Origin of the sequence: Tautonia sociabilis (assembly GCF_003977685.1) — a bacterium.
GTDB lineage: Bacteria > Planctomycetota > Planctomycetia > Isosphaerales > Isosphaeraceae > Tautonia > Tautonia sociabilis.
This window is the reverse complement of record NZ_RYZH01000025.1, coordinates 53,880-65,172: the sequence shown is the minus strand read 5'-3', so window position 1 is coordinate 65,172 and position 11,293 is coordinate 53,880. Positions and strand designations below refer to the sequence as shown.

Here is an 11,293-nt window from a genome sequence, read left to right as displayed (position 1 = left end):
ACGATGATTGGTGATGTTTCAACAGCCGAAGTCGGCCCTCGGATCCTCAAGAAGGAGTCTCACGCCTCAGACCTTCTATGCGAGCGAAATGAAGACGGCTCATCATACCAGGCAGAGAGATCTCGTTCGATCAGATCAGAGAGCTGGCGAATGTCGTCTCGATAGACTTCAATGAGACGGCGGCGCGTTCGAGGATGGAGGGAAGGCTTGCGTGCTTTTTTTTGAAGCAGGGCGTTTCTGATTGTTATTCGGATGCCGGGAGGGATGATACTCCGGCCAATCGTCCGTATCGGATTAAGAAGCAAGAATTTTTGCAAATACGTATGTGTATAAATAGTCGATTCGTTGTATCTTTTGGTGATTTTAGGAGTGAAATTGGGGTTGGCTCCTATAAATTTGTATATGTCTTGCATAACCCCAATGGTGTCTGTTTTGAATTCTTCGTATAATTTTATTTTAATCTGAGATTGATCGAATAACTCGAAGTAGGGCCGAAGATGTTTGTAATAAAAGCCTCCCTCGATGTACCAAAAGAGCGGTCCCCAGCCGAGACGCCGGCGCTCCTCCTCGGCCTTGATCGCCTGCTCGAAACTCTCGAACGGTTCGCAATCGTCTCGGCGTGCGTGGAGGAACCTGGAGTAGGCAACCTCGACCGGATTTCTTAGCAACACGATGAGTTTGACGTCGGGTATGGTTTGTTTGATTCGCTCGGCGGTTCCGTGAATGTGAAAATATACTGGACTAACCTCTCCTCGGGCCTTGGCATCCCCCGCTGCGTCGAAAATGGACTGATACTCTTCGAGAGTGAGGACGGTGCCTCGATTCTCGCGGTCATCATCGCCCGGCCCGCAGAATGTCGGAGGCGTGCCTGCCCAGGCAAAGAAATTGGTTGCCTTTTTTGGGCTCATGAATACGTCTGGATGTTCTCTGAGGTAATGGTACAGGGATGTGCTTCCTGATTTCGGGGCGCCGATTCCAATGAATGTGGGGAGTGACATGTTGTGTCCTCTGGAGATCAATTGTATCGTAGAATTGATATTTGGCTGCATTGTAAAGATAAAGTTGTTTTATCAGTTCGCCTAAGCGTTGTCAGGACGTCAAACGGTTCGCTTCTCTACAGAGCACCCGGACCTCCAGGGAAGGCGGACAGCAATGCAGCCTGGACGTGTTGGGGAATACGACTTTAATGTGCTGTCTGCTGTCTCTCGGATTTCAAACCTTAGGCAGTTCTCGAAGCGTTGCATGTCAGTGACGTTGTGGCCATTCACGGTTCCAGTAGTGACCGTGATCGAAAAAAGGCCGGCTTTGAGCAACTTTGTGGGTAGTGCCACGACGTCCTCATAGTCTCCCGGAGTTCGGCTGGAGAGACGCTCGGGATTCATGTCTGTATCAAAAGACACAAATACTCGCTCCCCTTTGTAAGAGAGGGCGATCGAGAGGTTTCTTCCACTGACTGGTCTTCGAACACGGTAGGTGATCCGAGCATCGAGCGGTTCAAACTGGTCAATGGATGTACAACAGCGGCCTGTGCTGTTAATTAGCTTGACTTCAAGTATATTGATCGATTTTGTTTCTTCTTCCTCAAAACGGACAATTCCTACATCCTGTGACGCTCCGTTCGCGTTTTCATAGTATTCGATGCAGTCCGCGACTGCCCCCTCAAAAACCAGTTCTCCCTGTCTTAAGCAAATCGCTCGATTGCACAGCGACCGCATCATCCCCATGTTGTGGCTGACGAAGAGGACCGTCCTCCCCTCTCCTCCCCGAGCGACGTCCTCCATTTTCCCCAGGCAGCGGCGCTGGAACTCGTAGTCGCCGACGGCGAGGACCTCGTCGACGATGAGGATTTCCGGTTCGAGGTGGGCGGCGACGGCGAAGGCCAGCCGGACCTTCATGCCGGAGCTGTAGCGCTTGACCGGGGTGTCGAGGAAGCGGGAGACGCCGGAGAAGTCGACGATCTGGTCGAACTTGCGGTCGATCTCGGCCTTGCGCATGCCGAGGATGGTGCCGTTGAGGTAGACGTTCTCGCGGCCGGTGAGTTCGGGATGGAAGCCGGTGCCGACCTCCAGGAGGGAGGAGACGCGGCCGAACATGGTGACGCGACCGGCGGAGGGGGAGGCGACTCGGGAGAGGATTTTCAGGAGGGTGCTTTTGCCGGCGCCGTTGCGACCGATGACGCCGAGGACCTCGCCGCGATGGACCTGGAAGGAGACGTCGCGGAGGGCCCAGAGGAGGTCGTCGGAGTGCTCGTTGGGAGTGGGGCGGTTGGGGCGTCGGAGGGATCGGGAGGCGTCGAGGGAGCGGAGGCGATGAAGGTTGCGCAAGGGGGCGGAGAGGAGTCCGAGGGCGGCGCCGGAGAGGGTCTCATGCCGTTCTTCGGCGGAGCCGATGCGGTAGACCTTGCTCAGGTTCTCGACGAGGATCGCGGGGTCGGCCATGGTGATCAGGGCTTCCGTCGGGGGAACAAACGAGGCGTCTCGGCGGGAGCGTCGTCGAACTGAGGGAGGGTGGCGGGGGCCATGCGAGGCCCAAGGGTGGTCACCGGCGCCGGGGGCGGAACGACTCGCAGGGGTTACGGGCCGGAGTGCGAGGATGGGACACTGGCGGAGGGAATTCGGTGCCCCAGCAGGCCGGCCCGCGGCCTGGGACCGCGTTCCCCGAGGGATGCGGGCCCGGGGCCGATCGGGAGTGAGGAGGGCGGGAACGCCTGAGATCGCTCGACGGTTCTCGTCATCAGCGGCAGGCCTCCGCTTCGGGACGGCCGATGGGGTCCGGGCCCGGCTCTCCGCCCGAGAGGTCGGACCCCGGATCGACGCGACGGCCGCTCCCCTCCAGCGAGGATACGTTCCTCCAGGCCGCCTCCGCCAGGCCTCTCGCGCGTCTCTGGAGCGACCGTCGTAGCGCCGGGCCCTGCGCGACGAGATCCCGCGCCAGGGCGAGCACGTCGTCGAGCTGCTCTCCGAGTCGGAGGGCGTCGAAGGGCTGGGCCTCGGAGCCGATCAGACGGAGCAGCCCGGCGGTCTTGTGCGTGTTCGCGGTGGTCAGGATGATCGGCGTTCCTCCGGTCAGCGAGAGAATGCTCGGGTGGAATCGCCCGCTGATGCACAGCGCCGCATTCCCCAGGAGGTCGACGGCCTGCTGGGTCGGCGTGTGCAGGCCGACCATCGGCAGGCCGAGCGACCGGGCCAGGGGCCTGAGGAGGCGGACATCCGGCCCGTCTGGCGCGAACAAGACCACCTGGCCGAACTCGGAGCGGAGCCGGAGGCAGAGCGCTCGGTAGGCGGGAACGGGGTCGTAGGAGGGCCGGTCCGGTCGGAAGTAGATCGAGCTGCCCCCAACGCAGACGTAAGGGAGGGACGGGTCGAAGTCGTCGGCCGAGTCCGGCCAGACGCTCAGATAGCCGGGGCGGCCGGCGAGCGCGGCCCAGGCCTCTCGATCGGCCGGCTCGTAGGTGAAGGCCGCGTCCGGCGCGATCCGACTCGTCGCGTCGGGAAGGATCGGCTGGCAGTGTTCGGCCGACACCGGCTCGCGGAAGGTCACGTCGTCGAGCCTCGGGTAGACGGCTGCGGCGATCTCGAACGTCGCCGGGTCGCTCAGGTCGGCGGTGTGGTTGACCAGGGCGCAGGGCTTCCCGAAGTGCTCCTTGGCCAGGTAGGCGAGGAATAGCATCATCAGCCCCTTGCGCTGGCGGTCGTAGATGCTGCCCTCGCCGTTGATGAGGACCAGGTCGCAGGCCTCCAGGGCCTCGCGCTCGGGGCGGCAGCACCGGCCCTCCATCACGTGGCGGGCATGCCGGCGGAACTGCGCGAGGGTTCGGGGGATGGAGTCACCGACTCCGTAGAGGCGGTCGAGCCTTCCGAAGATCGCCGCCCTGGCCAGCCGAGGCCCACCCGGGACCTGCCGAGCCGCTTTCCAGACCGCTCGCTCGAACAGCCTCCCGGCGGCGGAGGTGACGAACCGCTCGGGCTGGTCCATGCGCTCCAGGAAGAGGGTGTGGGTGATCTCTCCCTCGCGCTCGACGATCATCCGACGCAGGGCCCGGGTGGTGGCGCGGCATCCCCAGTTGGGGTGGTCGGAGGTGTCGTTGACGAGGTAGATCTTCATGATCGCCGGAGGCTTGGGACTGGCCGGGACTCCGGCCGGAATTCGTCCGGGGGACGCGGCGGGGAGGCCGGTGGATCCGGGGCGAACCCAGTTCCTTGGCCCGACGTCGGGACGACCCGGGCCCAAGGCAGCCGGGCGCCGAAGTAGCCGATCCGGTGCCCTCCCCGGGGGGAGTCGAGGTCGATGAGCGCGATTGAGAGCCCGTTGCGCACCACGTCGAGCTGGCCGCCGACCCCGTCGTTCAGGCCGACGGTGACGAGGTAGTCCCCCGGGGCCAGCAGCCACTCCGGGAACTCGACCCGGTAGCGGGAGACCCCCGAGGCGATTCCGGCCGGCGCCGAGTCGCGCAGGTCGGTGAACAGGACCGGGGTCCCCAGGCGATCCCGGAGCGACACGGTGAGGTAGCCCGCCGGGTGTTCGGCGGCGCTGGTCGCAACGACCTCGATGGCGAACGGTTTGCTCGCGTCGATCTCGCCGAGGAGCGGCTGTCCTTCCGCATCCTTCGGGACGATCTCCAGGATCATGCCGTCCCGGCCGGGATCGGGCTCCGATCGGTATCGGTGTCGGGTCGGTGCGCCCTGCTCCAGGTACTGGGAGATGACCTTCTCGGTCGTCCCCTCGGCGACCAGCCGGCCCCCTCCGAGCAACAGGCATCGGGAGCACAGGCGATGCACCGCGTTCATGTCGTGGCTGACGAAGAGGACCGTCCGTCCTCCCCTCCCGGTGACCTCCTGCATTTTGCCGACGCATCGGGCCCGGAACGCGGCGTCGCCGACGGCGAGGACCTCGTCGACGATGAGGATTTCCGGTTCGAGGTGGGCGGCGACGGCGAAGGCCAGCCGGACCTTCATGCCGGAGCTGTAGCGCTTGACCGGGGTGTCGAGGAAGCGGGAGACGCCGGAGAAGTCGACGATCTGGTCGAACTTGCGGTCGATCTCGGCCTTGCGCATGCCGAGGATGGTGCCGTTGAGGTAGACGTTCTCGCGGCCGGTGAGTTCGGGATGGAAGCCGGTGCCGACTTCGAGCAGGGACGAGACGCGTCCGAGCATGGTGACGCGACCGGAGGAGGGAGAGGTGACGCGGGAGAGGATTTTCAGGAGGGTGCTTTTGCCGGCGCCGTTGCGACCGATGACGCCGAGGACCTCGCCGCGATGGACCTGGAAGGAGACGTCGCGGAGGGCCCAGAGGAGGTCGTCGGAGTGCTCGTTGGGAGTGGGGCGGTTGGGGCGTCGGAGGGATCGGGAGGCGTCGAGGGAGCGGAGGCGATGAAGGTTGCGCAAGGGGGCGGAGAGGAGTCCGAGGGCGGCGCCGGAGAGGGTCTCATGCCGTTCTTCGGCGGAGCCGATGCGGTAGACCTTGCTCAGGTTCTCGACGAGGATCGCGGGGTCGGCCATGGGACTCGGTCGGAGGTCGGGGAGCGGCAGCGTCGTCGTCGCGATGGGAGGGTTAGGCGACGTCGGCGAAGAGGTGCTCGCTGCGCCTGAAGAAGATCGCCCCGGAGACGAGCAAGGCCACGGCGACGACCGTGCCCTCGACCAGCAGCGCGGGGTGGTACAGGAAGGGGGGGCCGAGCAGCGAGGCGCGGACTCCGGTAATCACGGCCAACATTGGGTTGAGCGCGAAGATCGGGCGGATTGCGGCCGGGATCATCTCGGTGGAGTAGATGATCGGGGTCAGATACATGCCGATCTGGACCACGAAGGGGAGCCCGTAGGCCACGTCGCGGTACTGCACCGACAGGGCCGAGAACCAGAGGCTCAGGCCGAGCGAGGCGACGAACGCCAGCAGGATCATCGCGGGGAGAACCAGCACCGCCTCGGGCCTCGGGGAAACCGGCTCTCCGGCGATCCGGAAGCCGACCATCAGCACCCCCAACAGAACAAGGGTGATCATCAGGTCGACGAGCTTGGCCAGCGACTGGGAGAGGGGGAAGATGAGCCTTGGGATGTAGATCTTTGTCAGCATCTCCCGATTGGAGACCAGGCTGGAGCTGGCGGCGGTCAGCGACTGCGCGAAGAAGGACCAGAAGAGGATCCCGCAGAAGGCGATGAGCGGGTAGGGCAAGTCGCTGGGCATTGGGATCTTGGCGACCCGGCTGAAGACGATCGTAAAGACGATGATCGTCATCAGCGGCTGGATGAACGCCCAGGTGAACCCCAGGGCCGACTGGACGTACCGGGTCTTGACCGCCTTGATGGTCATGTAGAGCAGCAGGTCGCTGCGGTCGCGCAACTCGGCGAGGTCGATCGGCATCCATCCCGAGGCGGGCTCGATCACCAGCGGATGCGGGGCGGGTGCCGAGCCGGAGTCCGCCGGGGAAGTGGCGGTCGAGATTCCGTCAACAGAAGGGGCATGCTGACTCATCAGGGGCGATCCACCTGGCGGATGCGGGTTCGCTCTCGGGGCGGGCACCGGGTGAGGATGGCCCGGCCCTCCGTCCTCCGGGGCTCAACCCCCGGTGGAACGACCCCGGGAGAATGGCTCCTCTTCCGAGGATGCCGGGGGCGATTGGCCGGCGGGAGAGACGGTGGAGAAGAGCCGGGGAGTTGACCTGATGGAGGTCGCCTCCCGCGTTGAGGCATGATCCGATCCGGTGACATTCGAAGGAGTTCGGGGACGAAGGCCCCGGGGGGATCGATCATGAGCCGGTGACCGAAGATACCGAGCACGACTTCGCGTCGTCAATCCGCCCCACCGAGCGATGTTGCCATTTCTGCACGAGGGGGGCACTCGATGACGCCCCCGTGCCCGAGCCGACTCGACCGGGCACTGCCGCCCGAGTTGGCCCGCTCGTCGAACTCCCTCGCTCGGCCGGGTTCCCCGTCTTCGGGAGTATGGATCCCAATCGGGGGACTGGCAAGGCGTCGAGCCGGGGGCCGGATGTGGTCTCGACCGGGCCCCCGCGCCGGTCGCCGCGATCCGGGTCCCGGCTCCTCCCCCAGGACTTGGGTCCGATCGCGGGATCGGGGGCGCAGGCTCGCACTCGGCCGACTTGGCCGAGTAGAATCAAGGAGAGAATGGTGCCGACCCGGGGATGTCTCCTGGATCCTTCCCGGGCCGGCCGGTCGCGTTCCGGAACCACCGGGGAGTCGCCGCCGATGCCTCGCTTTCCGATCGATCGGGCGGTCTGGTCGCTGGCCGTCGCGGCCCTGCTGACGGCCGTTGGGCCGACCTCCCGGGCGCAGGGACCCTTCACCGGAGGGGCGGGGATGGCCGGGCTCTCGCCCCCGTCGTTCGCCCCCAACGGGGTCTGGGCCCGGGTCATCACCGCCACCCCCAAGTGGTTGGTGCTGGAAGACGCCGAGGGGAGGCAGTATCCCGTCTCGTTCTCGGCGATCGATCTGTTCGTGATCCGATGGCCCGCCAACCCTGCCCTCGCTCCTCCCGGGACGATGGCGGAGGTCACCGGGTTCGACCTGAACAACGGCAGCATCCTCGCCGGGCACGTCGACCTCTACGAGGGGTCGGCCCGATCGCTCGTCTCGCCCACCTCGCTGGTCTTGGTCGGCTACAACCGGGTGATGGTGCCGACCAATCCGTACCAGATGAGCACGTTCGGGCAGTTCACCCTGCTGCCCGGTGAGGAGTTGATTCCCCAGCGCCGGCACCTTGTCGGCCCGTTGGTGAGCGGAGCGCCGCTGGTGATCGCCGGGCCGGGCAACCAGGCCGCTCAGGTCGTGCCGGGGGCGGGAGGGATGTCCGTGACCCAGGTGACGATTGGTTCTCCCAGCTTCGTCCGGCCCGGAGACATGGTCTGGTGCCTCCCTCTTGCCGCCGGCCCTCAGACCCTCGCCCTGAGGAGGCTGGTCGTCTACAAGACGATCCCGATGGCGCAGTTCGTCCCCTGATCTCGGTCCCGAGTCGAACAACAGGGCGACCTCGGCGGCCGGGCCCGTCCTAATCGGCTCCCGGGGCTCCGGCCTCGGGGTCGAGGTCGTGGCGGACCCGGATAAAATGGTCGGTGAACATCGTGTGCCGCATGGTGCTGGGGCGCTTGGGCATGTGGCAGTCGATGCACCCCCGCTCCGGATTGACCGGACACGCCTTCTGGGCTTCCTCCAGGAGGACTGGGCCGAGCCCGGCCGGCGCTGGGCCCGAGTGACAGGATCGGCAGATCGCCTCGTACGAGGCGGGATCCCCATCGGCGTCCTGGTGCGGGTCGTGGCAGGTCACGCAGTCGAACTTCGCCGAGGGGGGCGACTTCGAGGAGCAGGCGCTCCGGGGTAGCGTCAGGGCCTGGAACCGGACGATCTCCCGCTCCTCGGCCAGCAGCAACGGGGCCCCCTGCTCGATCGGCCGGTGGCATTCTCCGCAGAGGGCGACAACCCGATCGGAGGTTGCCTCCTTGAGCCGACCGATCGCCAGGTCGGGGAACCCGAGTTCGGCGGCGAGGACGTGGTTCCCTCCCGGTCCGTGGCAGCGCTCGCAGCCGATCCCGACGTCTCCCAGGGTCGGCCCCGAGCCGGCCTCCACCTCCTCGTGATTCGTGGTGTGGCAGCTTAGGCATCGGGAGAACTCCCCCTCCCGCAGCGGTCGGCCGAGGAACCCCTCCGGGGAGTCGGGGAGCTCAGGATGGCCGGAGGTCAGGTCCCAACCGAGTCCTCCGACATAGTGCGAAAGCCGAAACTCGAGACGGCGGCCCTCGTCGTCGACCCCCACCGGCGTGATCGCGTGCTGGCCGGAACCGATGAGCCGGTCGACCACCGCTCGGAAGCGGGAGCCGGAGGCCGTCGCCTCGACGACCAGATTGTTCCCCTCCGTCCGGATCTGGTGGACGACGTCGGAGTGCTCGGGGTCGGCAATCGGGCCGTCGGGCAGCGGGACCGCCTGGGCGATCTCCCCGGCCAGGTAGGTCCGGGCATGGTGGCTCTGGCGCTGCTGGGCCGCGATCTCCCGGTGGCAGCCGGCACACCGGGAGGCTCCCACGAACGGGGCGGGCTCGACCCGCATCGGGTCGTCGTCGAACCCCAGGGCGATCGCCCGGTCCCGGAAGTCGAGGGCGGCCGGGGAGTCGCCGGCCTGGAGGGCCGCCCGGCTGAGCAGCCACCAGGACTCGGCGTCCTGCCGGCCGGCCGATTCGAGCACCGATCGGGCCCGATCCCCCTGGCCGGCTTCCAGCAGGGCTCGGGCCTCGGCGATCGGATCGGGGGCGGGGCTCGGCGGGGGGGCGTCTCGCAGGCTCATCCAGGCCCATCCCCCCAGGATCACCGCCAACAGCAGCACCACCCACAAGAACGGCCAGGGGCCTCGTCGCCCGGCCTCGTCGCCCGCGTGGAGCATCATCGTTCCCAGTCTCTGTTCGGTCTCGGGTGATTCGGAGAAGGGAGGAGGACCCCAGGGGCATCCTCCCCGACGGGGGGAGGGAATCGGGTCATCGGTGTTGGGAAGGGCCGGACGCCTGGGAGGGCGGAGAACAAGAATCGGGCACCGAGCCACCGATCGACCGTTCGACCATCTGTTCCCGGTTGTCGGGCCGGCATCCGGTCCCGGCGGCCGGGCCTGCCCGGCTCGAGGGAAACCGGGGAGCGACTGCCCTAGTCGTCGGAACCCGGAGCGTCGGTGCCCAGAGGGCTAGAGTCGCGCTCCTGGTAGAGCGGCAGGTAGCGGTAATAGACCTCCAGGGTCAGCAGCGAGAGGCAGGTCGTGTAGTGTCGGCCGGCGGAGCGTCCCCACTGGTCGGGCTGCGGGGCGTTCGGGTCCCAGCTTCCTCGGTCGCACCCGTCTCCCTTGACCTGGTTGGCGACCAGGCCGTCCCGGATCCGGGCGTTCCAGGTTTGCCAGGGCTTGCCGCCGAGGTTGTGGAGCATCTGGGTGGCGTAATACCAGTAATATACGTTTCGATCGCCGGAGGTCATCAGGTCGCGGTAAACCTGGGCGGCTCCCTCCCGCAACGGGCGGGAGCCGGGCTTCCAGCCAAGGTACTGTCGGCAGAGCAGCGCCTCGGCGGTCATCACCGGGCTGGCTTTGCGGCCGGGGCGGTAGGAGTAGGTCGCACCGATCGGGTCGGCCGAGGCGGCGTCAAGATACCCCCGGCAGCCTTCCACGACCGGATCGGGCACCGGGATGCCGGACAGGGCGGCGCTGCGCAGCGCGAGCATCTGCCAGCCGAAGACGGAGGTGTCCCCGGAGTCGCCGGGCTGGTAGCGCCAGCCGCCGTCGAGCTGGTTCTGGGCGAGGATGATGAAGCGGATCGCCCGCTCGGCCGGCTCGCGGAGCAAGGGATCCCGGGAGACGCCGTAAGCCTCGCAGAGGGCCATCGCGCCGATGGCGTGGCTGTACATCCGGGTGTTGTCGCCGCCTCCGACGAACAGCTCGCCGCTGGGTTGCTGGATCCCCTTCAGCCAGGTCAGACCGCGGTCGATGCTGGCCTGGTACCTGCCTGGCTCGGTATGGGAATGGCCGGCGCCGAGCATCGGCAACAGGGCCAGGCCAGTGGCTGCCGAGTCCGACCCGATCGTCTCGCCGCCGGGGCACAGCCCCTGGGTACAGTGCGGCCTCGGGTCGAGCGTCCAGTTGCCGGCCGGTCCCTGGTGCCGGACCAGCCAGTCGAGCCCGAGCTCGACGGCCTGCTCCGACTCGAGCGTCCCCCCCTCTCGCCGCAGCAGGGCCGCCTTCATCGCCGCGCTTCGGCCGGAGAACGGGGCGAGCCGGGACGCTCCCCCCAGCCGGGTCGCCGAGGTGGCCACCCCCGGGACGAAGTGGTCGGGACGCTCGATGGTCAGCTCGATCGGAGACCGGGACAGCTCCGGGGCGAACCGGGCGGCCAGCTCCGGAACGTTCACCAGGCTTGGGTCGGCGTCGATCGCCAGTGACGGGGTTTCCTGGTCGATCGCGGTGAAGGGATCGCCGGCACGGTCCAGGCGATCGAGGCTGGTCAGGTCGTCGACGAGCTGATCGGCCAGGGTCGCGGCGAAGGCCGATTCTCCCGAACGACCGTCGTCGGCCGGGGGGATCAGAACGGCGACCACGGCGATGAGAATCAAGAGGACGGCGTGAGCCAGCAGGCTCCCTGCCCAGGGCGTGACCTCGTCGACCCAAGCCGGCGGCCGGCGGTCGAACCGGATCAGGCCCCGCTTCAGGGCGATCCAGGCCCGACGCCACAGCTTCGGTCGCTTCGATCTCGGCATGGATGCGTTCGTTCGCGGCGGTGAGTCGGCCGGAAGGGGCCCGGATCGGGCGGATCGGAGTG

8 protein-coding genes are annotated in these 11,293 nt (G+C 66.6%); 1 reads left to right on the top strand and 7 read right to left on the bottom strand.

All coding sequences use genetic code 11. The annotated features are described in order from the left end of the window. Positions 1-59: 59 nt before the first annotated feature. The 5 genes from TsocGM_RS13890 to TsocGM_RS13870 form a co-directional block, all read right to left on the bottom strand. A complete protein-coding gene (locus tag TsocGM_RS13890) occupies positions 60-998 on the bottom strand; it encodes a sulfotransferase family protein (protein WP_158633553.1) in 939 nt (312 codons plus the stop codon). 99 nt (positions 999-1,097) lie between these two features. Then, positions 1,098-2,438 carry an ABC transporter ATP-binding protein gene (locus TsocGM_RS13885; protein ID WP_126726070.1) on the bottom strand — a complete coding sequence of 447 codons (1,341 nt, stop codon included), beginning with the start codon at positions 2,436-2,438 and terminating at the stop codon, positions 1,098-1,100. Between the two features lie 295 nt (positions 2,439-2,733). Continuing rightward, positions 2,734-4,104, bottom strand: coding sequence for a polysaccharide pyruvyl transferase family protein (locus TsocGM_RS13880; protein WP_126726069.1), 1,371 nt, complete (start codon positions 4,102-4,104; stop codon positions 2,734-2,736). Beyond that, positions 4,101-5,498 (bottom strand): ABC transporter ATP-binding protein, encoded by a 1,398-nt coding sequence (locus TsocGM_RS13875; RefSeq protein ID WP_126726068.1) that lies wholly within the window; start codon positions 5,496-5,498, stop codon positions 4,101-4,103. The genes TsocGM_RS13880 and TsocGM_RS13875 overlap by 4 nt, the downstream gene beginning before the upstream one ends. A gap of 52 nt (positions 5,499-5,550) precedes the next feature. Beyond that, complete coding sequence (locus tag TsocGM_RS13870; protein ID WP_126726067.1) at positions 5,551-6,468, bottom strand: ABC transporter permease; 918 nt, start codon at positions 6,466-6,468, stop codon at positions 5,551-5,553. Positions 6,469-7,202: 734 nt separating this feature from the next. On the opposite strand from TsocGM_RS13870, the gene TsocGM_RS13865 reads away from it, so the two are divergent. Continuing rightward, on the top strand, positions 7,203-7,952 hold the full coding sequence (locus TsocGM_RS13865; protein ID WP_126726066.1) for a hypothetical protein: 750 nt from the start codon (positions 7,203-7,205) through the stop codon (positions 7,950-7,952). A 49-nt stretch (positions 7,953-8,001) separates the two neighbouring features. Here TsocGM_RS13865 and TsocGM_RS13860 read toward each other — a convergent pair whose 3' ends face one another. Further along, complete coding sequence (locus TsocGM_RS13860) at positions 8,002-9,387, bottom strand: multiheme c-type cytochrome (protein ID WP_126726065.1); 1,386 nt, start codon at positions 9,385-9,387, stop codon at positions 8,002-8,004. A gap of 251 nt (positions 9,388-9,638) precedes the next feature. Next, positions 9,639-11,231: a prenyltransferase/squalene oxidase repeat-containing protein gene (locus TsocGM_RS13855; RefSeq protein ID WP_126726064.1), complete on the bottom strand. Its 1,593-nt coding sequence runs from the start codon at positions 11,229-11,231 to the stop codon at positions 9,639-9,641. Positions 11,232-11,293: the final 62 nt, after the last annotated feature.

Excerpts from the sequence above, each read along its gene's own strand:
- TsocGM_RS13890 (WP_158633553.1), bottom strand. The coding sequence starts at position 998 with ATGTCACTCCCCACATTCATTGGAATCGGCGCCCCGAAATCAGGAAGC.
- TsocGM_RS13860 (WP_126726065.1), bottom strand. The coding sequence starts at position 9,387 with ATGATGCTCCACGCGGGCGACGAGGCCGGGCGACGAGGCCCCTGGCCG.
- TsocGM_RS13855 (WP_126726064.1), bottom strand. The coding sequence starts at position 11,231 with ATGCCGAGATCGAAGCGACCGAAGCTGTGGCGTCGGGCCTGGATCGCC.
- TsocGM_RS13875 (WP_126726068.1), bottom strand. The coding sequence starts at position 5,498 with ATGGCCGACCCCGCGATCCTCGTCGAGAACCTGAGCAAGGTCTACCGC.
- TsocGM_RS13870 (WP_126726067.1), bottom strand. The coding sequence starts at position 6,468 with ATGAGTCAGCATGCCCCTTCTGTTGACGGAATCTCGACCGCCACTTCC.
- TsocGM_RS13880 (WP_126726069.1), bottom strand. The coding sequence starts at position 4,104 with ATGAAGATCTACCTCGTCAACGACACCTCCGACCACCCCAACTGGGGA.
- TsocGM_RS13865 (WP_126726066.1), top strand. The coding sequence starts at position 7,203 with ATGCCTCGCTTTCCGATCGATCGGGCGGTCTGGTCGCTGGCCGTCGCG.
- TsocGM_RS13885 (WP_126726070.1), bottom strand. The coding sequence starts at position 2,438 with ATGGCCGACCCCGCGATCCTCGTCGAGAACCTGAGCAAGGTCTACCGC.